We start from the raw sequence: 21,051 nt of genomic DNA, 5'->3' as shown, positions 1-21,051 counted from the left end.
GTACCGTTTACCTACCTAGCAGTTGCTTGAATTTTGTCCGCGCCGACGCGCGGCCACGACGGGTCGCCAGAACACCGCATGGAGGAGAAATCTATGAGTCACACGCTGCAAGCGTTTCACCGCCGGTCCATCGAGTCGCCGGATGCCTTCTGGGACGAGCAGGCACGCCGTATCGACTGGCACACGCCGTACCGGCAGGTACTCGACGACAGCCAGCCGCCGTTCCGGCGCTGGTTCGTCGATGGCACCACCAATCTGTGCCACAACGCGGTCGACCGCCATCTGGCCGAACGGGGCGACCAGGCAGCGCTGATCCATATCTCGACCGAGACCGGCGCCGAGCGCCAGTACAGCTACGCCGAACTGCACCGGGAAGTGAACCGTTGTGCCGCCGTGCTGAGCAAGCTCGGCGTCAGCAAGGGCGACCGCGTGCTGATCTACATGCCGATGATCCCGGAAGCGATCTTCGCCATGCTGGCGACCGTCCGTCTCGGCGCCATCCATTCGGTAGTCTTCGGCGGTTTTGCTTCGGCCAGCCTGGCGACACGCATCGATGATGCGCAGCCGAAGGTCATTTTCACCGCCGACGCCGGCATGCGCGGTGGCAAGCACATCCCGTACAAACCGCTGGTCGATGCCGCCATCGACCTGGCCGGGCACAAGCCCGAGCACGTGGTCATCGTCGAGCGCGGGCTGGACCCCGACATGCCGATCACCCAGTGCCGCGACCTGATCTACGCCACCCTGCTGGGCCGGCTGGAGCAGACCGAAGTCCCGTGCGAATGGGTCGAATCGAATCATCCGAGCTACATCCTGTACACCTCCGGCACCACCGGCAAGCCGAAGGGCGTCCAGCGCGACACCGGCGGCTACGCCGTCGCGCTGGCGGCGTCGATGGAAAACATCTACTGCGGCGCGCCGGGTGAAACCTTCTTCTGCACCTCGGACATCGGCTGGGTGGTCGGCCACTCGTATATCGTCTACGCGCCGTTGCTGCGCGGCATGACCACCATCGTCTACGAAGGCCTGCCGACCCGTCCCGACCCGGGCGTCTGGTGGTCCATCGTCGAGAAGTACCGCGTCAGCGTGATGTTCTCGGCGCCGACCGCGCTGCGCGCGCTGAAAAAGCAGGACCCGGCCTGGCTGAAAAAATACGACCTGTCCTCGCTGCGCTACCTGTTCATGGCCGGCGAGCCGCTCGACCAGCCAACCGCGGACTGGATCACGGCCGAACTCGGCGTGCCGGTGGTCGACAACTACTGGCAGACCGAAACCGGCTGGCCGATGCTGTCCGCCATGCCGGGCATCGAGAAGACGCCGCTGAAGAACGGCAGCCCGAGCTTCCCCGTCTACGGCTACAACGTGCAGTTGCTGAATGAAGTCACCGGCCAGCCGGTTGCTCGCGGCGAGAAAGGCGTGATTGCCGTGCTGCCGCCTCTGCCGCCCGGCTGTCTGAGCACGATCTGGCAGCAGGACGAACGCTATGTGAACACTTATTTCCACAGCTTCGGCGGCACGCTGGCGTATTCGAGCTTCGACTGGGGCACCCAGGACGAAGACGGCTATTTCTATGTGCTTGGCCGCACCGATGACGTGATCAACGTCGCCGGCCACCGCCTAGGCACCCGCGAGATCGAGGAAGCGGCCAGCAATCACAGCGCCATTGCCGAAGTAGCCGTGGTCGGCGTTGCCGACGCACTCAAGGGTCAGGTGCCGGTAGCGTTCGCCGTGCTGAAGGACCCGTCGCTGATCCACGACGATGCCCAGCGCGAGGCACTGGCGCGCGACGTGATCGCCATGGTCGGCCGGGAGCTGGGCGCCATCGCCAATCCGTCCGACGTGATGTTCGTCACCCAGTTGCCGAAGACCCGCTCCGGCAAGGTGCTGCGCCGCTCGATCCAGGCCATTGCCGAGGGCCGCGATCCGGGCGATCTGACCACGCTGGATGACCCGACCGGCCTCGACCAGGTCAGGCAGGCCGTGGCCGCCAGGCACGGCACCGACTGACGGCCTTGCGCCGGGCGCCGTTCAGCGCCCGGCGGTCGCCGCGGCCAGCCACTGCCGGCAGGCGGCCGCCGTCTTCAGCGGCCGGATGTCATCGAACAGACGGCCGGCTTCATCCGGCCAGCCGCTCGGCAGCCGCAGCAGTTTCAGCCACTGCTTCAGCCGGGCCGGCAGGTACTGGCCATCGGGATCGGCCGCATACAGCCGTTCGGCAAAGGCGGCGATCCGCACCAGCATGTCCGCCCACGGCAAGGGCTCGACCTCCTCACCATTCGCCGCCGCGCGGATCTGCCGCGCCAGGTCCGGCCGGGCCACCAGCCCGCGCCCGATCATCACGTCCTCGCAGCCGCTGACGGCGCGGATACGCCGCCAGTCGTCAACCGTCCACACTTCGCCATTGGCAATCACCGGTACCGATACCCGCTCGCGGATCCGCGCAATCCATTCCCAGTGCGCCGGCGGACGGTAGCCGTCAAGCTTGGTGCGGGCATGGACCGTGATCGCTGCCGCTCCGCCGTCTTCCAGCGCCTGTGCGCAGTCGAAGGTCAGTGAGGTATCGGCGAAGCCGAGCCGCATCTTGGCCGTCAGCGGCACGTTGGCCGGCAGCGCCTGCCGTACCGTGCCGACGATGCGCTGCATCAGCGCCGGCTCCTGCAGCAACGCCGCCCCGCCCCGGTGCTTGTTGACCGTCGGCGCCGGACAGCCGAAGTTCAGGTCAATGACCGGCGCCCCGAGCGACACCGCCCGCAAGGCGTTTTCCGCCAGCCGCTCCGGGTCCGAGCCCAGCAGTTGCAGCCGCACCGGCACACCGGCCCGGGTACGCCAGTCACCGGCATGCTCGGGCGCCAGCCGGCGGAAGGTCGGCCACGGTAGCGCGGAATCGGTCACGCGGACAAACTCGGTCACGCACCAGTCGACCCCGCCCATATCGGTGATCAGTTCGCGCATCGGCGCGTCGACGAGCCCCTCCATCGGGGCGAGAGCAATCTGCATGGTGGACGATCTGCGAATAGAGTCTGGCGGCGCGCGATTGTAACAGGCGGCCCCCGCCCCCCGTTCTTCCCTTTCGCTATATCGGGAAAAGGACTATCCGTGTATGAAGCACCCTGCCATTGATGAGGAGACTGACATGAGTGAATCCCCCCTTGCCACCCTGGCCGGCGGCTGCTTCTGGTGTCTGGAAGCCGTGTTCGCCGAGCTCGACGGCGTGCTGGCGGTCCATTCCGGCTATACCGGCGGCGAGGTCGAATCGCCCGGCTATCACGCCGTCTGCAGCGGCAGCACCGGTCATGCCGAGGCGGTCCGGATCGAGTTCGACCCGGAGCGGATCGACTACCGCACCCTGCTCGACGTGTTTTTCGCCATCCACGACCCGACCACGCTGAACCGCCAGGGCTACGATATCGGCAGCCAGTACCGCTCGGCCATCTTCTGCCACGATGCCATTCAGCGCCGGGACGCCGAAGCCGCGATCGCCGAACTGGAAGCCAGCGGCAGTCTGGCCGATCCGGTGGTCACCGTCGTCGAGGCGGCCGGACCGTTCTGGCCGGCGGAAAGCGAGCACGACGGCTACTACGCCCGGCACCCGACCCAGCCGTACTGCCAGGCCATCATCGCGCCCAAGCTGGCGAAGCTGCGCCAGCACTTTACCGCCCGTCTGAAGCCGGGCAATCCGGACGGCGGACGGCACGCCACGTAACTATTGGCGGATTTCCCGCAACAAGGTATCATTCGCTTTCTATGGCGGGTCTCCCCGCATGGCTAAACGGTGAATCTGGTCAGGTCCGGAAGGAAGCAGCCACAGTCGTTGATGCCAGTGCCGGGGGTTAGGCTCGCCACCTTTACGCCTGCGAATATCAAGTTTTTCTAATATTGCGAAATGATTTTATGAATAAAGGAACTTTGCAGGCAGTACATTGTCTTTTTTTCATGACGTCGTCTATCATCTGGGACAGATGACGCAATACGTAGTTTTACTTAATCTGCGTCGACAGTCCGGACGACGCGATTCGTCACTGCCCCCACCCTCGCGCCATACAAACACAACCGGGGGGGCACGATAGTGAACACGAGAGGAAAATCATGAAATTGTTCGAAAAAATCCCGAACCCACGGGAAATCCGCCGCAAACTTGGTCTGAACCAGCAAGAGTTCTGGAGCCGCATCGGCGTCACCCAGTCCGGTGGCTCCCGTTACGAGTCGGGCCGCAACATGCCGAAGCCGGTGCGCGAACTGCTGCGCCTGGTCCATATCGAGCAAATCGATCTGACCAAGGTCAAGCGTGAAGATTTCGAAATCATTGAATATCTGAAGGAAACGCACCCTGACCTGTACAAGAGCCTGAAGAAGGCAGTCAAGGCCAAGGTTGAAGGCACCGAAGCGGTCGCCGCTCAGTAAGACAGTCGTTCAATGAAAAATCCCTCGGTGCAGACCGAGGGATTTTTACTTTACGGATGATGCCAGCTCCCTATATTTCGCCGGACTACCGCCCATGAGGCACCCCTCCATCATGTCCGCTTGCTCACCTGCATTTCGACACGCAGGCCAGCCATCGAGGCCATATTCACTAGAGTATCGAGGCCGAACACATCAACCTTGCCGCGTGCGAGATCCGAGATGCGCGGTTGTGTCACGCCAAACACCCTGGCCGCTTGCGACTGGCTCAAATGAGCGCGCACGATGTAGTCCGCGAGCGCCGACATCAATACGGTGCGCAGCTTCACGCTTTCGGTTTCGGTCGCAGCCGTCACACCGGAATCGGCGGGCGCATCGAGAAGATCGCCTGGCGCCCCTGCTGCCGGCTCATCCAGCAGAAGGCTGTCCTGGCTCAGCGCAGCAAGCTTTGCGGACAGGCCAATCTTTTCCTCGGCCTTGGCACGTGCGTGCTCCGACATGAAGTGAAGCAGATGATCGAGGCCGGATTTGTCACCGACTGTCACGAAGTCCTTGCTCCTGTTGACGAACACAACAGATTTCTTCCTTGCCTTCAGCAGCTCGATAACGTTGCTGAGTGTACCGGTGCTTTTGCAATCCCAGACCATCAGGCCGAAATCGCTGTTCCTGGCCATCTCCACGTCTTTCGCCGTGAAAAAGGCCCGTGTTCCAGCCCGGGCTTTCGACTGGACGCGATGCACAGGCCAGTCCGCGATGTTGTTGCGCGGTGCTTCTCCCGTGCAATAGACCGTGACCTTGCTGGCATGACAGGCGCGCAAGCATTCCTGGATGGACGTATCGGCACCATCGGCATCACCCACCACAACATTGAGATCCGACGAAACAATCTTGAGGATTCGGCCCTGCACTTTTTCATGCAGCCGGCTGATGGAAATTGATCCGGCAATGAACACTGTTGTCATGGTCTATTTCCAGGTAATCGCGGCTGCATAGATGTTCTTGATCTTTCGATAGGTACGTAACGCCTGACACACGGCGTCCATTGTCGCGCCGGTATCAAAGAGGTCATCGAGCAACAAGGCGTTCCAGCAACCTTCGTTCGTGATGCACTCATTGATACTGATCCGGCCCGACAAAGCGGCGTCCTTCTGCTCTCTGGTGTACAGGTTCTTGAGTGCAGGGCTGCCGGGCAGGGCCGGAGCTTTCACGATCATCTCGTCAAACACCCGGATATCCGTCAGCCGGCCGAGCGCATGGGCCAGCTCGTACACAGGTTGTCTGGCACGCACGATCGAGGCCGGCATCGGGACGATCAGCCCAATCTTGCCGAACAGGGGCAGGAGCGTCTCCCTGACTTGCGCGGCCAGCAGTTCGACTTGCTTCCAGTCACTTTGATACTTGAGTTTATAGAGGGCTTCACCGGGTTCCGACCGCGTGTTGTCAAAGCGATCGTGCCCCCACTCGTCCACCCCGAGATAGACACTCGAAAGTGTGTGCTTGTGCAGCGCATAGCCCGCATCCCAGCTGCCTTCGATTTTCTTGACCTGGACGTCCATATTCGCGGGGCTTCCTTTGCCGTAGCCGCTGGACCTTCACTCGGGCCGGGCCAGAAATCTTTGCGAAAACCATACAAAATTTTGTATTGATTCGCAAGCCCTGCCCATTTCCCGTGCACCGTCAATGCAGGCTTCCACGGCCAATCATCATCTCGGCCTCGCTCGTACCCAGTGATCATATCCAGCCCCGTGCGGAGCTTGCCGTTGCATCAGCGCATCCAGTGTCCCGCAGACCCAGACATCCTTTTCGATTTCCTGAACCGCCGCGTCAAGCGGGCTGCGCTCTCCACTGAACAGAAGTCTGCTCATACAAACAGGGCATGGCCCACTCCGAGTGGGCCATGGAGTTGAGTTGCGGTGTGCCGTCATGCCTGCCTGGCGTTTTGAGGCCAACGAAACAGCAAGCAGCGTATCCACTCACACATGGGTTATCTGCACATGTTGCCCATTGCTCCAGTTCCCCGGAGTCAGAACAGCCGGGGTGCATGGTGCCTGTCCGGCAAAGCGGCCCGCGTCAGCCCGCCGGCTGCAGACAGCCGATGCACTGTTCGACGTAACGACGCACTTCGGCGTCGGTTTCCAGCAGCGCGTCGATCGACTCGCCATGGCGACCGGCAAAACGCGACATCGCCTGCGCATTCAGCCGCGGAATGTCGCCAAAGCCGATCCGCCGCGACAGGAAGGCATCGACCGCGATCTCATTGGCGGCATTCAGCACGGCGGACGCGTCACCGCCTTCCGCCAGTGCATCGAAAGCCAGTTGCAGGCACGGAAAGCTGTCGCGGTCCGGTTGTTCAAACGTCAAACCGCCCAGCGCCATGAAATCGAGCGGCGCCACACCGGCCTCGAAGCGGTCCGGCCAGGCCAGCGCATGGGCGATCGGCGTTTTCATGTCCGGCGTGCCAAGCTGGGCCACCACCGAACCGTCGCGGTAGCGCACCATCGAATGAATCACGCTCTGCGGGTGGACCACCACTTCGATGCGTGACGGATCGGCATTGAACAGCCAGCGCGCCTCGATGACTTCCAGCCCCTTGTTCATCAGCGAGGCCGAGTCGACCGAAATCTTGCGCCCCATCACCCAGTTCGGGTGGGCAACCGCCTGCTCCGGCGTCACGGCCTCCAGTGCCGCCGCCGTATAGCCGCGGAACGGCCCGCCGGAGGCGGTCAGCACGATGCGCTCGACCCCGACCGCGTCAAGATCGCCACGGAAGCTGGCCGGCAGCGACTGGAAAATCGCATTGTGTTCGCTGTCGATCGCCAGCAGCACGCTGCCCGACTTGCGGACCGCATCCATGAACAGGCGCCCTGCCACCACCAGGCTTTCCTTGTTCGCCAGCAGGATGCGCTTGCCGGCACGGACCGCTGCCAGCGTCGGCGGCAGGCCGGCAGCACCGACAATGGCCGCCATTACGGTATCGGTTTCCGGTGCGGCGGCGACCTCGGCCAGCGCGGCGGCGCCATGGCGGATATCGATCGGCAGCCCGTCCAGCAGACCAGCCAGCGCATCCGCGGCGGCAGCGTCCGCCACCACGGCGACTGCCGGCCGGAACTGCCGGCACTGTCCGGCCAGCAGTGCGATCTGTCGATGCCCGGTCAGGGCGTGGATGGCAAATCGCTCCGGATGGCGGGCGATGACATTGAGCGTGTTGACACCGATGGTGCCGGTCGAACCCAGAATGGTGAGGCGTTCAGTCATGTTCCTGCTGACTGCCGGTCAGACGCCGGCGAAATAACGCGCGGCACTGGCGACGGACAGTACCGCGATCAGGCTGTCGATCCGGTCGAGTACACCGCCGTGTCCGGGCAGCAACTGGCTGGAGTCCTTGATGCCGGCGGCGCGCTTGAACCACGATTCCAGCAGGTCGCCGACAATGCTGACCGCCGTCAGCCCCCAGCCGATCAGCAGCCAGCACGGCAGCGACATCTCGATGTCGAACAGCCCGGACTGCCGGATCCACAGGGTATAAAGGGTAACGGCGACCACGGCGCCGGCCACGCCCTCCCAGCTCTTGCCGGGACTGATTGCCGGTGCCAGCTTGTGCCGGCCGAAGGCCTTGCCGCTGAAATAGGCGGCGGTATCGGCCAGCCAGACCAGCGCCATCAGCGCCAGCAACTGCCAGGCCGCATCGGCATTGGGTCGCCAGTCCAGAAACGCCAGCCAGGTCGGCATCAGCAGCGCCAGCCCGAGGGCGGCAGCCGCCAGCCGGTTTTTCAGCACCCAGCGTCGGGCCAGCCACAGCGGCGCCAGCACGAACCACAGCGCCAGCACGCCGGCATGCAGCGACGTGCCGATCATCGGCGTCGCCAGCCACACCCAGGCGGCCAGCACCAGCGCCGTGCCAAGCAGCAGCACATGCTGCCACGGCCGATAGGCGAACATGCGCCCCCATTCCCACAGGCCAAGCAGGGTGATCAGCAGCGTGAATGCCGCCCAGCCCGCCTCGCCAAGACCGAACAGCGCGCCCAGCATGACAGGCAGAAGCACGAGAGCGGTCAGAATCCGGGTGATAAGCATGAGTCAGGGGCGCTGCTGCGCGGGGGGAAGTTGCTCGCTGGTCCGGCCGAAGCGTCGTTCGCGGCGGTGATAGGACGCAATGGCAGCCTCGAACGCCAGGCGATCGAAGTCCGGCCACAGCGTGTCGGTAAAATAGAGTTCGGTGTAGGCCAGCTGCCACAGCAGGAAATTGCTGATCCGCCGCTCGCCGCCGGTGCGGATGAACAGATCGGGCTCCGGCGCGTACGACATGGACAGATACGGGGCCAGATCGGCCTCGGTCAGGGTCTGCGACGGGTCGAAACCGGACTGCAGCAGTGCATTGGTGGCGCGCAGGATGTCCCAGCGGCCACCGTAGTCGGCACAGATGGTCAGTGTCAGGTCGCTGTTGCCAGCCGTCCGCGCCTCGGCCTGCTGGATGCGCTCCTGCAGGTCAGGGGAAAAGCGGGTCAGGTTGCCGACGATGCGCAGCCGGATGCCGCGCTGGTGCAGCCGGTCGACCTCGCGTTCCAGCGCCTGCAGGAACAGGCCCATCAGGAAACTGACTTCTTCCGGCGGCCGGCGCCAGTTCTCGCTCGAAAACGCGAACAGCGTCAGGAAATCGATGCCGGATTCGCAGCAGAAGCGAACCGCCTCGCGTACGGCTTCCAGCCCGCGCTTGTGCCCCGCGACGCGGGGCAACAGCCGTTTTTTCGCCCAGCGTCCGTTGCCATCCATGATGATGGCGACGTGGCGGGGCACGTCGCGGACTTCGGGAATCGTGAGGGTGCTGCTGTGCAAAGCCGTATCCTCAGATAGCCATCAGTTCTTTTTCTTTGTCGGCGAACGCCTTGTCGATCTCGGTGATGTACTTGTCGGTCAGCTTCTGGATTTCGTCCTGGGCGCGACGTTCCTCGTCTTCCGAAATCGACTTGTCCTTCAGCAGCGCCTTCAGGTCGTTGTTCGCGTCACGGCGGACATTGCGCACGGCAACGCGGGCGTCCTCGGCCTCGCCCTTGACCACCTTGGTCAGATCGCGACGGCGCTCTTCGGTCAATGCCGGCATCGGCACGCGGATCAGTTCGCCGCTGGAAACCGGGTTCAGGCCCAGGTCCGAGTCGCGGATGGCCTTTTCGATCTTGGCGGCCATGTTCTTTTCCCACGGCTGCACGCCGAGGGTACGCGCATCGACCAGCGTCACGTTCGCGACCTGGCTGATCGAGGTGGCGGCGCCGTAGTAGTCGACGGTCACCTGGTCGAGGATGCCGGTGTGGGCACGGCCGGTACGGACCTTGCCCAGGTTGTTCTTGAACGCTTCCAGCGACTTCTGCATCTTGCTGTCTGCGGTTTTCTTGACGTCGTTGATCATGACAACTCCGGGGGGAAAGCGGTTTTTCGTTGCGTCAGAATGGAACGGCGGAACGGCGTCGAACGCCGTTCCGCCGTATCGGGCTGAATTTTGTCAGCAGTGTACCAGCGTGCCTTCGTCCTCGCCAAGCACCACGCGCTTCAGCGCGCCGCTCTTGAAGATGCTGAACACCTTGATATTGAGTTTCTGGTCACGGCACAGCGCCAGCGCCGTCGCGTCCATCACCTTGAGGTTCTTGATGATGGCTTCGTCGAAGGTCAGCGACTGGTAGCGCACCGCTTCCGGGTTCTTCTTCGGATCATCGGTATACACGCCGTCGACCTTGGTCGCCTTCAGCATGATGTCGACGTTCATTTCCATGCCGCGCAGCGCTGCAGCGGTGTCGGTGGTGAAGAACGGGTTGCCGGTGCCGGCGGCAAAGATGACGATCTTGGACTCTTCCAGATACTGCATGGCCTTGCCGCGCACGTACGGCTCGGCAATCTGCTGCATGGTCAGCGCCGACTGCACGCGGGCAGTCAGCCCGGCACGGGTCATCGCATCCTTCAGCGCCAGCGCGTTCATCACCGTGGCCAGCATGCCCATATAGTCGGCCGTGGCCCGGTCCATGCCGCTCGCCGCGCTCGACACGCCGCGGAAGATATTGCCGCCACCGATAACGATGCCGATCTGCACGCCGAGTTCGGCGATTTCCTTCACCTGCGCGACGATGCCGTCGATCACCCCGCGATTGATGCCGTAGGCATCATCCCCCATCAGGGCTTCCCCCGAGAGTTTCAACAGGATGCGTTTATAGGCAGTGGCTTGGGTCATCGGGGGTCCTTGGCGGGTTTCATCATCGAGCAAGATATATCCACTTGGGCATAAAGCCAAATGCACATAGCTTGGCAGACGGCGGTCGAAAAAAGGCGCCCCCTCGGGGGCGCTTGGCGGCGGTCGAACGACCGGCCGCAAACGGCCGGATCGTCACGACGTCACATTACGCCTTGGCAGCAGCGGCGGCAGCGGCCACTTCAGCAGCGTAATCTTCCTTCTTCTTCTCGATGCCTTCGCCAACCACGAACATGGTGAACGCATTGACTTCGGCCTTCTGCTCGGCGAGCAGCTTTTCGACGGTCTGGTCCGGGTTCTTCACGAACGGCTGACCCACCAGCGTCACTTCGGCCAGGTACTTGGTCACGCGGCCTTCAACCATCTTGGCGATGATGTCGGCCGGCTTGCCCGACTGGGCAGCCTGTTCGGTGTAGATGCGGCGTTCGGTTTCCAGCAGCTCGGCCGGCACCTGGGCCTTGCTGACGCAGACCGGCTTCGAGGCGGCGATGTGCATGGCGATGTCGCGACCCAGCGCTTCGCTGCCGTTCAGGTCAACGATCACGCCGATCTTGGTGCCGTGCAGGTAGGTTGCCAGCTGGCCGGCGGTGTTGAAGCGCACGAAGCGGCGAACGGTGATGTTCTCGCCCAGCTTCGAGATCAGTGCCTTGCGGACTTCCTCGAGCGAACCCTGGGCGGTCGCGACATTGCCCAGCGCGTCGACATCGGCGGCGTCGCTGTTGGCAGCGGCTTCGGCAGCCAGCCGGGTGAAGGCGACAAAGCCGTCATCCTTGGCGACGAAGTCGGTTTCGCAGTTCACTTCGACCAGCGCACCCTTTTTGCCATCGGCGGCAACGAAGGTCGCCACGGCGCCTTCGGCAGCCACGCGGCCAGCCAGCTTGCCGGCCTTCGCACCCGACTTGATGCGCAGGATTTCTTCAGCCTTGGCGGCATCGCCGTCGGCTTCCACGAGCGCCTTCTTGCATTCCATCATGCCCAGACCGGTGGCGGCACGCAGATCGGCAACCATCTTCGCGGTAATATCAGCCATTGTTGACTCCTGTATTCAGTACATGACGTCACAGCCCGGCTGTGGCGTCGATCATTCTTTGGACAGCCGGCACGGACTCGAAAAAAGGGGCAAGAGGCCCCTTTTTTCAGACGGTGCCGATATGAATTACTCGGCGGCCGGCACTTCGGCGGCAGCAACGATCTCCTGGATCGATTGCGCACGGCCTTCCAGCACGGCGTCAGCGATGCCGCGAGCATACAGGCGAATGGCGCGAGCCGAGTCGTCGTTGCCCGGAACCACGTAATCAACGCCATCCGGATTGTTGTTGGTGTCGACGATGCCGATGACCGGGATGCCCAGCTTCTGCGCTTCGACCAGGGTACCCTTCTGGTAGCCGGTGTCGATGATGAAGATTGCGTCCGGCAGACCCTTCATGTCCTTGATGCCGCCCAGGCTGCGTTCGAGCTTCTCGACTTCGCGTTGCAGGTCGAGCAGTTCCTTCTTGTTGTAACCCGATTGCTCGGCGTCACCCAGCAGGGCCAGCTTGTCTTCCAGGCGCTTGATCGACTGCTTGACCGTCTTGTAGTTGGTCAGCATGCCGCCGAGCCAGCGGTAGTCGACGAACGGCATGCCGGCGCGGGAAGCTTCTTCACGCACGATTTCGCGGGCAGCGCGCTTGGTGCCGACGAACAGGACCTGGCCCTTGTTGGCGGCGAGGCGGCGAACGTAGTTCTGCGCTTCGACGAACAGCGGAAGGGTCTTTTCCAGGTTGATGATGTGGATCTTGTTGCGGCTGCCGAAAATGTACTGAGCCATCTTCGGGTTCCAGAAACGGGTCTGGTGGCCGAAGTGAACGCCGGCTTCCAGCATTTGGCGCATGGTGACTTGAGTCGACATGGTGCTGTGTTGTCCTTAAAGGGTTAGACCACGATTCGCGCGCTGTAACCGCCTGTGCGGCACCCTTATGGCGCGAATGTGCGAAATTTGCCCGAAATCGGGCAGGCCGAGACTATACAAGCTTTCCGCTTCCGGCCGCAAGCGAGCAAGTGGATTTAATTAGGCGCGCCGGCAATCACGGCCGGCGCCGGCGCGGCGCGATGAAGCCTTCGGCGCGCAGGCGCTGACGGCGCCGGATCACGAAAAACATCAGCAGGCTGGGCAGCACGCCGAGAAAGAACAGGATCAGTCCGCTGCGGACGAGCGAGTCCTGCCCGACCGCAATCATCAGCACCACATAGATCCAGCCTATCCAGACAACCAGCATGACACCCACCCCGCCTTGGCAGTTCGACCGGGCGGCATTGTAGAAGAAAACCACACCCGCCGGCTTGCCCGCCCCGTCCTTATTGGGGAAAATCGTCACCGCCCCGGCGGGAAGCAAAAATCGTTGCGCACAAAAGTGGGACTGATTATCATTCTCAAATGCTCAAAACCGACTCGCCCCCCGCCCCTCCGGCCCCCGTCAGCCGTCCGGACCCGCTCCGGCTGCAAAGCCGGGAACTGTTCGGCTCACGCAACGAAATCCTGATCGAGCACCAGGGCGAAACCTACCGCCTGCGCCTGACCCGCAACGACAAACTGATCCTCACCAAATAACCCGACCCTTCCCCTGCCCGCCAGCCCCTGCGTCACCGCAGGAATGCAAGCCAGCGAACCCCTTCCCCTTACAAGGAGCTGTTCCCGGCCATGCGTCCCCTGCTCTCCCCGTTCCTCGCCTGCGTCACCATCATCAGTCCGGCCCTCGCGCTGGCCGAAACCGCCCCGGCGGAACTGGACCCGGTCCAGGTCACCACCGACCGCAGCCGCAAGAAACTGTCCGAAACCGCACCCAATACCACGGTCGTCGACCGTGATCGGCTCGATGCCGGCCCGGCCGGCAACATGGCCGACGCCATCCGCTACGAGCCGGGCGTGAGCGTAGCCAGCGACCCGAACCGGCGCGGCAACGCGGGCTTTACCATTCGCGGCATCGGCGGCAATCGCATCCTGATGCTGATCGACGGCATCCGCCTGCCCGACGCCTACCTTGGCGGCGGCACCGCCATCTCCTCCCGCGACTACGTCGACATGGCGTCGCTGCAGGCCATCGAAATTGTCAGGGGACCGCAATCCAGCCTGTACGGCTCCGATGCCCTTGGCGGCGTGGTCGGCTATCGCAGCAAGCGCGTCGATGATGTGCTGAAACCCGGCGCCCGGATCGGCGGCGGCTTCAAGGGCTTCGGCGCCAGCGACGACGACTCGCACGGCGCCACCGCCAGCCTGGGCTTCCGCACCGGGCAGATCGACGGCCTGCTGGTCTACACCTACCGCAAGGGCCAGGCGACCGACACCATGGGCCGCAACGACAGCGACGGCTTCGCCCGCACTGCGGCCAATCCGCAGGACTGGCATCAGGATAATGTGCTGGCCCGGTTTGGCTGGCAGCCCGGCGAGCGGCACCGGCTGGAATTCACGGCCGAGAACTTCTCCCGCCTTGTCGATACCCGCCTGCTGGGCTCGCTCAACAATGCCCGCACCGGCCTCACCCCGCGTGCAGCGCAGGTCGACAGCCAGGACGCGAAAGACCGCCTTCGCCGCCAGCGTCTGTCGCTGGGCTGGCACGCGCACCAGCTCGGCCCGTTCCAGCGCCTCGCCGCGACGCTGTACCGGCAGGCGCTGAGCGAGCGCGACAGCGACGTGGCACTGGGTACGGAAACCGCCTGGCAGGGTCGGCGGCCGGTGTCCAGGCCGGGCACGCTGACCCGTTCGTCCCATGCCTTCACCCAGACCCAGACCGGCCTCAACCTGGAGCTGGAGCAGCAGTTCGACGCACTGGCCGCCTCGCACCGGCTGGTATGGGGGAGCGATCTGAGCCGGACCGACAGCGCCCGTCCACGCGACCGGTGGCGCACCTATGCCGACGGCAGCATGACCCGGCTGATCCCGTCGCCACGACCGGGCATGCAGGCGGAGCGCTATCCGAGCAAGACCTTCCCGGACAGTACGTCCGACCGGATCGGCCTGTTCGCCGAGGACGACATGCGCTTTGCCGGCGGACTGGTCGTCTCACCCGGACTGCGCTGGGACTTCTACCGGATGCGGCCGCGGCCGGACCTCGCCTACCGCAATGCCAATACCACCGGCCAGACCGTCAACCGTTTCCGCGACAGCGCACTGTCGCCGAAGCTCGGCGTTGCCCTGCCCTTCGCCAGCCATTACACCGGCTTCCTGCAGCTCACGACCGGCTTTCGCGCCCCGCCATTCGACGATGCGAACACCGCTTTCACCAATACCGCGCATGGCTACACCATCCTCAGCAATCCGGCACTGCAATCGGAAAAAAGCCGGGGAGCCGAACTGGGGCTGAAAGGCGCATGGCCGTCCTTCGATTTCGGCCTGACCGCCTTCCATACCCGCCACAGCGGCTTCATCGATTCGGTCTTCCTGCACGAGGACCACAACCGGGTCCAGTTCTACCAGTATCGCAACCTGTCGCGGGTCGACATCAGCGGCGCCGAAGCCCGCATGGCATGGCGCTTTGCCCCGGGCTGGCGGCTGGTCACCACGCTGGCCCATGCACAGGGCGAGGACCGGGACAGCAAGCGGCCCATCGACACGGTGGCACCGACCACCGCCATCACCGGGCTGCGTTACGGCAACGACACGTATGGCGCCGAGGGCTTTGTCCGGGCCGTCGCACGCCAGGGCCGGGTCCGGGATCCCGGCGGCTTCAGGGCGCCGGGTCATGCCACGCTGGACCTGAGCACCTACTGGCGGCCGGGCAAGCACATGACGCTGCGTGCCGATGTGTTCAATCTGTTCGACCGCAAGTACTGGCACGCCAGCGACATCAGGGGGCGCAAGCCCGGTGACCGTGCGCTGGATCGCCATACCCGGCCCGGTCGCAATTTCAGTGCAAGTTTCGAACTTGCCATATAGAATGTAAATCATTCTCATTTAAAAACTGAAAGTGCAGCTTGCGCGCTGACGGCCTCCCCCTCTGCCGTCGGCGCGGTTTTTTCACCAGCAACGGAATCACTCACCATGGAACGCGCACCTTCTGCCTTGTGGGATGCCTACCGCACTCTGAAATCCGGCACGCCGATGCTGCGTGCCCGCGACGCCGCCAGAGCACTGGCCGTTACCGAGTGCGAGCTGGCCGCCGCTGACCCGTCCAGCACCTGGCTGCGTCCGGACTGGAACGCCTTGCTGACCTCCCTGGCACCGCTCGGCACCGTCATGGCCCTGGTCCGCAACGAGGCCTGCGTCCATGAACTGACCGGCAATTATGCGAATGTGACCCTCGCCGGCCAGACCGGGCTGGCGCTGCGTCCCAATCTGGATCTGCGGCTGTTCCTGAATCACTGGCACCATGCGTTTGCCACCCGGACAGAGACTCCGCGCGGCCCGGTGCGCAATCTGCAGTTCTTCGACCGCCATGGCGAGGCAATCCAGAAAGTCTATCTGCGTGCAGACAGCCATGCCGACGCCTTCGACGCCCTGGTCGAGCGCTTCCGCGTCCCGCCGACGCTGCTCTGCATCGACCTGCCGCCCGCAGCGCCAGCGCTCCCCGCCGACATTGATGTCGAGGCTTTCCGTACCGGGTGGCTGTCGCTGCGCGACATTCACCAGTTCCATCCATTCCTGCGCCGCTGGGGACTGCCGCGCAGGCAGGCATTCGAACTGGCGCCGCCGGGCCACGCATGCCGCGTCGATGCCGGCGCGGCCGAGCGTCTGCTGAATGGCGCGGCTGCAGCCGGGGTGCCGATCATGGTCTTCGTCGGCAATCGCGGCGCAATCCAGATCCATACCGGCCAGGTGCATCGCATCAAGCGGCTTGGCGAATGGCTGAACGTGTTCGACCCGGGCTTCAACCTGCATCTGCGCACCGACCTGATTGCCGACGCCTGGGTGGTGCACAAGCCGGGGGACTGCGGTCCGCTCGGCTCGCTGGAACTGCTGGACGCAAACGGCGACAGCATCGTGACCTTCTTTGGCGAACGGCAGCCGGGCCACCCGGAGCGGGCGGAATGGACCGCCCTGCTCGCGTCGCTGCACCCGGAGGACCGCGCATGCGCCGGCTGATCTGCGCCCTGTCGCTGCTGCTCGTCATCGCGCCGGTCGCTGGCGCCGGGCGAGTGGTCGTGCTGACGCCGGATGTGGCCGACATCGTCGTCGCCATCGGCGCGGCGCGCGACGTGGTCGGCCGGGACAGGAGCACCACCCTGCCGGCGCTGCAGGCGGCACAGGAGATCGGCTTCTTCCGCAACCTGAATGCCGAGACCATCGCCCGCCTCAAGCCGACACTGGTCATCGGCAGTGCCACGGCACATCCGGTCAGCATCTGGCGCCAGCTGGACGGGCTGCAGATCCGCGCGGCCGAAGTGTCGTCACGGGAGGACGGCCGCGACTTCGCGACGGCCATCCGCCGCGTCGGCCAGTTGCTGGGCCGGGTCGACCAGGCCGACCGGCTGGCACGCGACTGGCAGGCCGGCATGCGCGAACGCCCCGCCACCGGCATCCGTTACGCAATCAGCTACGACGGCAGGCTGGTCGCCGGCAGGCATACCGCCGCCGATACGCTGATCCGCGCCGCAGGCGGCATCAATGCCGCGGCCGGGCTGTCCGGCACCAAAGTGCTGTCACGCGACGCCTGGCAATCACTGAAACCCGATGTCATCATCCTCTGCGCGCATACGGCCGCCGTCCACGGCGGCGTCGACGCCTTCCGCCAGCGCCCGGAAATCGCCGCGACACCGGCCGGCCGCGACGGCCGCATCCATCTGCTGCCGGCCAGCGACGCGATGATGATCTCGATCCGCAGCCCCGACGTGGTGCAGCGGCTGCGCGGGCTGTAACCGGCATGGCAGTCACGTCGTTGCTCCCTGCCCGCCATCCCGAACGTCTGGTCTGGTCACTGCTGCTGGCAGCCAGCCTGCTGCTGCCGCTGCTCGGTGCCAGCCTCGGCGGCGGCGAGTTCCGCTGGCCGGACCTGACCGACCCCATTTTCACCACCCTGCGCCTGCCACGCATCGCGGCGGCACTGCTGGTCGGCGCGTCGCTGGCGGCCAGCGGCGCCGCCCTGCAGGCGCTGTTCCGCAACCCACTGGCCGATCCGGGCCTGATCGGCACCTCGTCCGGCGCTGCGCTGGCCGTGGTGATCGTGCTCGCCACCGGCATTGCCGGCAGCATGCTGCCGTTCGCCGCCTTTGCCGGCGGGCTGGCGGCCACCTGGCTGATCGTGGCCCTGGCCAGGCTCAGTGGCGGCGGCATGGCCGGCCTGCTGCTGATGGGACTGGTGATCTCGGCCTTCTGCGGCGCGGTAACCAGTCTGGCGCTGTTCCTGTCCGATGACCTGACGCTGCGCGGTGCATCCACCTGGCTGGCCGGCAGCCTGTCGTCGGCCTCACCGTCGCTGCTGCTGACCTGTTCGCTGGTATCCGGACTCGGCCTGCTGCTGCTGTTTGGCATCGGCCGCGATCTCGACTGCCTGCTGCTTGGCGAGGATGCCGCGGCGTCACTTGGTGTCGACGTGGTCCGTACCCGCCGGCTGGCGGCAATCGGCGCGGCACTGGCCACCGGTGGCGCCGTCGCCCTGTCCGGCATCATCGGCTTTGTCGGCATGATGGTACCGAATGCGCTGGCCATTCTGGTCGGCGGCAGCCGGCGCCGGCTGATCGTGCTGTCGGCCTGGGTCGGCGCACTGTTCCTGCTCGGTGCCGACACGCTGGCGCGCAGCCTGGTCTGGCCGATTGACCTGCCGGTCGGCATCGTGGCGGCCTTTGCCGGCCCGCCCTTCTTCCTCTGGTTCTACCGTCGTCAAACAAGGAGTCTCCTCCATGGCTGATCCCATCGCCTTGTCCGCCCGTGATCTGGGCTACCGGATCAGCCGCAAGCCGATCCTGCAGGACATCAATCTGGACATTCCGGCCGGCAGCATCAGCGCGCTGCTCGGTCCCAACGGCGCCGGCAAGACCACGCTGCTGAAGCTGCTGGCCGGCCTGCGCTCGGCCAGCACCGGCGTGGTCCGCATCGACGGCATCGCCGTGTCGTCGATTCCGCCGGCCGAACGGGCACGGACCCTGGCCTTCGTCCCGCAGCACATCCCGGATGGCATCCCGCTGTCAGTATTCGAGTTCATTGCACTGGGACGCGTCCCGCACCTCGGTGCCTTCGGCCGGCTGGCGGCCGGGGACCGCGACGCCGTCTGTGATGCGCTGGAGACAGTCGAGCTGGGTGACAAGGCCGAAGTCCGCCTCGATACACTGTCCGGCGGCGAACGTCAGCGCGCAGCCATCGCCCGGGCGCTGGCGCAGTCGGCGCCGATCCTGCTGCTGGACGAACCGACCAACCACCTCGACCTGCGCCACCAGCACAAGCTGCAGCAGTTGCTGGTCCGGCTGGCGGAGTCCGGAAAAACCGTGATCGAAGTGCTGCACGACCTGGCCCTGGCCGCCAATTACGCCGACCACGTGGTCCTGATCGACCATGGCCGGCTGGTCGCCGACGGCAGCCCCGAGCAGGTCATGCGCGAAGACTGCCTGCGGGCCGTCTACGAGTGCCCGCTGCGGCTGGTTCGCCATGCGCCGCGTGGCTGGCATATGGAAATGCCGCAGGCAGCCTGAATACCCTGCAAAAACAACGCCTCCGGCAAAGGCCGGCACGGGAGGCGCGCGCGGCCGTCCGCGGGACCGGCTCGTGTGCCGGCCCCGAATCACGATATTACTGCTGCCAAAACCACAAATTCATGACTCGCGAATAATTTCACTTGCGCAGAATCCAAACATTCGTTTGAATCATCGCTCCCGCGAGTGGCGGCACGCGCTGCGTTGCCGATCCGGACAACAGATCCGGCCCGCCATCTCGCGCCCTGTCACGAGGAGGAGGGACACACTATGACACTCGGCGAATGGTTCATTCCCGCCAGCGTCCGCCAGGACGCGGACCGGCTGATCAAGGCACGCACTGTCGTCAACGTCGCGCTGCTGGCGGCGGTGCTGACACCGCTGTTTTCCATTTCCTATTTCAAGCTCGGCCATCTGGCGATGGGCTACGGCATTCTGGCCGGCGGCATGGCCATGGCACTGGGTGCACTGCTGCTGCGCCTCAGCGGCCTGGTCGGACTGACTGCCCAGTTCATCATCGCCATCATGTTTGCCATGGTCAGCTGGATGGTATTCGTCAACGGCGGGCTGATGGGCACCAGCGTGGTCTGGTATGCGTCGATCCCGTTTACCGCCGTCTTTGTCGGCGGACGGCGCTCGGGGTATCTGTGGGCGGCGCTGACGCTGCTGGCGCTGGTAGTGTTCCTGCTCGCCAATGGCGATCCCGGCATCCTGCCATCCACGCCGATTCCGGAAGCCGAACACCCACTGCTGCAGATGAAGTCGCTGGCCGGCCTGAGCATCGTCGTGCTGGTGCTGGCGCTGGCCTTCGACGGCGCCAAGCGCAAGGGCTTCAGCCAGCTGGAGCTGGCGCGCGAACAGGCCGAGACCGAACGCAACAACGTATCGACCATGCTCGACCACATCACCCAGTCGGTCCACGCCGCCAGCCAGGAAAGCCGCGATATCGCGGTCACCGCACGGCTGATGGTAGCCACCATGACCCAGCAGTCGGCGCGCACCCAGGAAATGGTCGTGACCGTGCAACAGATGAGCGCGCTGACCGAACACAACGCCGAGCAATCGTCGCAGGCCGCCGCCGTTGCCATCGATGCCCGCAAACAGGCGCACCAGGGCGGCGATATCATGAACAACGCCATGCAGCACCTCGACGAGGCCGGTACGGCCATGGCGCGCTCGTCAGAAGCGATCGAGTCGCTGGGACGCCGTTCGAGCGAGGTCAACGGCATCGTGCAGCTGATCGGCGAGATTGCCGACCAGACCAACATGCTGGCATTGAATGCCGCCATCGAAGCCGCCCGGGCCGGTGACGTCGGCCGCGGCTTTGCCGTGGTCGCCGACGAGGTACGCAAGCTGGCCGAGCGCACCCAGACCGCAACCAAGGATATCGAGACCAAGATCGGTCTGATCGTCAACGGCACCCAGGATGCGCTGGTGGCCATCCGCGAAGGTGTCGACCGCATGCAGGGCGGCGCCGGCAACTCGCGCGCCGCGCATTCCAGCCTGCGCGAACTGATCGGCGGCGCACAGAACCTGGCCGAGGTACTGGAGCAGGTGGCGGGCGCGGAAAGCAGCCAGTCGGCCGGTTTCAAGACCTTTGCCGGCGATATCGGCAATATCGGCCAGTCGACCCAGACGCTGTCGAACGAAACCGCTGCCATTGCCGAGGCGACGCGCCGGCTGGACGGGCTGATGGCGGAACTGGCGGAGCGAATTCACCATTTCGAGCAGTCCCGACGGCAGCCGGTCGCGATGGCGGCATGAGCCGCCGCTTCCCATCCGCCGCCGCCTTGACCAATGATCTTGCAGGCCCTGGCATAAAAGGC

21 protein-coding genes and 1 other RNA gene are annotated in these 21,051 nt (G+C 64.7%); 11 read left to right on the top strand and 11 right to left on the bottom strand.

Annotated elements, in window-relative coordinates; all coding sequences use genetic code 11:
• Positions 1 to 93 precede the first annotated feature (93 nt).
• Positions 94 to 2,007: a propionate--CoA ligase gene (locus DFO50_RS09475; protein ID WP_028498792.1), complete on the top strand. Its 1,914-nt coding sequence runs from the start codon at positions 94 to 96 to the stop codon at positions 2,005 to 2,007.
• A 21-nt stretch (positions 2,008 to 2,028) separates the two neighbouring features.
• Here the strand turns inward: DFO50_RS09475 and DFO50_RS09470 are convergent, their stop codons facing one another.
• A complete protein-coding gene (locus DFO50_RS09470) occupies positions 2,029 to 2,997 on the bottom strand; it encodes a tRNA-dihydrouridine synthase (RefSeq protein WP_107889735.1) in 969 nt (322 codons plus the stop codon).
• A gap of 136 nt (positions 2,998 to 3,133) precedes the next feature.
• On the opposite strand from DFO50_RS09470, the gene msrA reads away from it, so the two are divergent.
• The 3 genes from msrA (at position 3,134) to DFO50_RS09455 (ending at position 4,401) form a co-directional block, all read left to right on the top strand.
• Entirely contained in the window at positions 3,134 to 3,703 is a 570-nt protein-coding gene (gene msrA, locus DFO50_RS09465; RefSeq protein WP_028498794.1) for a peptide-methionine (S)-S-oxide reductase MsrA, read from the top strand.
• A 43-nt stretch (positions 3,704 to 3,746) separates the two neighbouring features.
• Positions 3,747 to 3,844: signal recognition particle sRNA small type (gene ffs / locus DFO50_RS09460), an RNA gene on the top strand.
• A 242-nt stretch (positions 3,845 to 4,086) separates the two neighbouring features.
• Positions 4,087 to 4,401, top strand: coding sequence for a DNA-binding transcriptional regulator (locus tag DFO50_RS09455; protein WP_028498795.1), 315 nt, complete (start codon positions 4,087 to 4,089; stop codon positions 4,399 to 4,401).
• Positions 4,402 to 4,511: 110 nt separating this feature from the next.
• Here DFO50_RS09455 and DFO50_RS09450 read toward each other — a convergent pair whose 3' ends face one another.
• The 10 genes from DFO50_RS09450 to DFO50_RS09405 all read right to left on the bottom strand — a co-directional run bounded on the left by DFO50_RS09450 (position 4,512) and on the right by DFO50_RS09405 (position 12,984).
• The gene (locus DFO50_RS09450) at positions 4,512 to 5,360 is read right to left on the bottom strand and encodes a helix-turn-helix domain-containing protein (RefSeq protein ID WP_107889734.1); all 849 of its coding nucleotides are present in this window, start codon (positions 5,358 to 5,360) and stop codon (positions 4,512 to 4,514) included.
• Positions 5,361 to 5,363: 3 nt separating this feature from the next.
• A complete protein-coding gene (locus DFO50_RS09445) occupies positions 5,364 to 5,954 on the bottom strand; it encodes a ComF family protein (RefSeq protein WP_107889733.1) in 591 nt (196 codons plus the stop codon).
• Positions 5,955 to 6,468: 514 nt separating this feature from the next.
• Positions 6,469 to 7,653: a 1-deoxy-D-xylulose-5-phosphate reductoisomerase gene (gene ispC / locus DFO50_RS09440; protein WP_028498798.1), complete on the bottom strand. Its 1,185-nt coding sequence runs from the start codon at positions 7,651 to 7,653 to the stop codon at positions 6,469 to 6,471.
• An 18-nt stretch (positions 7,654 to 7,671) separates the two neighbouring features.
• The gene (locus DFO50_RS09435) at positions 7,672 to 8,472 is read right to left on the bottom strand and encodes a phosphatidate cytidylyltransferase (RefSeq protein ID WP_107889732.1); all 801 of its coding nucleotides are present in this window, start codon (positions 8,470 to 8,472) and stop codon (positions 7,672 to 7,674) included.
• A 3-nt stretch (positions 8,473 to 8,475) separates the two neighbouring features.
• Entirely contained in the window at positions 8,476 to 9,231 is a 756-nt protein-coding gene (uppS, locus tag DFO50_RS09430) for a polyprenyl diphosphate synthase (protein WP_028498800.1), read from the bottom strand.
• A gap of 10 nt (positions 9,232 to 9,241) precedes the next feature.
• Entirely contained in the window at positions 9,242 to 9,799 is a 558-nt protein-coding gene (gene frr / locus DFO50_RS09425; protein ID WP_112692391.1) for a ribosome recycling factor, read from the bottom strand.
• A gap of 93 nt (positions 9,800 to 9,892) precedes the next feature.
• The gene (pyrH, locus tag DFO50_RS09420; RefSeq protein ID WP_028498802.1) at positions 9,893 to 10,612 is read right to left on the bottom strand and encodes a UMP kinase; all 720 of its coding nucleotides are present in this window, start codon (positions 10,610 to 10,612) and stop codon (positions 9,893 to 9,895) included.
• A gap of 166 nt (positions 10,613 to 10,778) precedes the next feature.
• A complete protein-coding gene (gene tsf, locus DFO50_RS09415; RefSeq protein ID WP_107889731.1) occupies positions 10,779 to 11,660 on the bottom strand; it encodes a translation elongation factor Ts in 882 nt (293 codons plus the stop codon).
• A 126-nt stretch (positions 11,661 to 11,786) separates the two neighbouring features.
• Positions 11,787 to 12,518 (bottom strand): 30S ribosomal protein S2, encoded by a 732-nt coding sequence (gene rpsB, locus DFO50_RS09410; RefSeq protein ID WP_028498804.1) that lies wholly within the window; start codon positions 12,516 to 12,518, stop codon positions 11,787 to 11,789.
• Between the two features lie 175 nt (positions 12,519 to 12,693).
• On the bottom strand, positions 12,694 to 12,984 hold the full coding sequence (locus DFO50_RS09405) for a hypothetical protein (RefSeq protein WP_233495229.1): 291 nt from the start codon (positions 12,982 to 12,984) through the stop codon (positions 12,694 to 12,696).
• 59 nt (positions 12,985 to 13,043) lie between these two features.
• Here DFO50_RS09405 and hemP point away from each other — a divergent pair, with 59 nt between their 5' ends.
• The 7 genes from hemP (at position 13,044) to DFO50_RS09370 (ending at position 20,989) form a co-directional block, all read left to right on the top strand.
• The gene (gene hemP, locus DFO50_RS09400; RefSeq protein WP_112692390.1) at positions 13,044 to 13,217 is read left to right on the top strand and encodes a hemin uptake protein HemP; all 174 of its coding nucleotides are present in this window, start codon (positions 13,044 to 13,046) and stop codon (positions 13,215 to 13,217) included.
• A 90-nt stretch (positions 13,218 to 13,307) separates the two neighbouring features.
• Positions 13,308 to 15,539, top strand: a complete 2,232-nt coding sequence (locus DFO50_RS09395) for a TonB-dependent hemoglobin/transferrin/lactoferrin family receptor (RefSeq protein ID WP_112692389.1) — start codon at positions 13,308 to 13,310, stop codon at positions 15,537 to 15,539.
• A gap of 105 nt (positions 15,540 to 15,644) precedes the next feature.
• Positions 15,645 to 16,685, top strand: a complete 1,041-nt coding sequence (locus DFO50_RS09390; RefSeq protein WP_112692388.1) for a hemin-degrading factor — start codon at positions 15,645 to 15,647, stop codon at positions 16,683 to 16,685.
• Positions 16,673 to 17,458 carry a hemin ABC transporter substrate-binding protein gene (locus DFO50_RS09385; RefSeq protein ID WP_107889728.1) on the top strand — a complete coding sequence of 262 codons (786 nt, stop codon included), beginning with the start codon at positions 16,673 to 16,675 and terminating at the stop codon, positions 17,456 to 17,458. Before DFO50_RS09390 ends, DFO50_RS09385 begins: the two co-directional genes overlap by 13 nt.
• A 5-nt stretch (positions 17,459 to 17,463) precedes the next feature.
• Positions 17,464 to 18,447: an iron ABC transporter permease gene (locus DFO50_RS09380; RefSeq protein WP_112692387.1), complete on the top strand. Its 984-nt coding sequence runs from the start codon at positions 17,464 to 17,466 to the stop codon at positions 18,445 to 18,447.
• Positions 18,440 to 19,225 (top strand): ABC transporter ATP-binding protein, encoded by a 786-nt coding sequence (locus DFO50_RS09375; protein ID WP_036385616.1) that lies wholly within the window; start codon positions 18,440 to 18,442, stop codon positions 19,223 to 19,225. Before DFO50_RS09380 ends, DFO50_RS09375 begins: the two co-directional genes overlap by 8 nt.
• 270 nt (positions 19,226 to 19,495) lie before the next feature.
• Positions 19,496 to 20,989 carry a methyl-accepting chemotaxis protein gene (locus DFO50_RS09370; RefSeq protein ID WP_107889725.1) on the top strand — a complete coding sequence of 498 codons (1,494 nt, stop codon included), beginning with the start codon at positions 19,496 to 19,498 and terminating at the stop codon, positions 20,987 to 20,989.
• Positions 20,990 to 21,051 lie beyond the last annotated feature (62 nt).

Origin of the sequence: Microvirgula sp. AG722 (genome assembly GCF_003269145.1) — a bacterium.
In the GTDB taxonomy this organism is placed as follows: Bacteria; Pseudomonadota; Gammaproteobacteria; order Burkholderiales; family Aquaspirillaceae; genus Microvirgula; species Microvirgula aerodenitrificans.
This window is presented reverse-complemented; position numbering and strand designations above follow the sequence as displayed.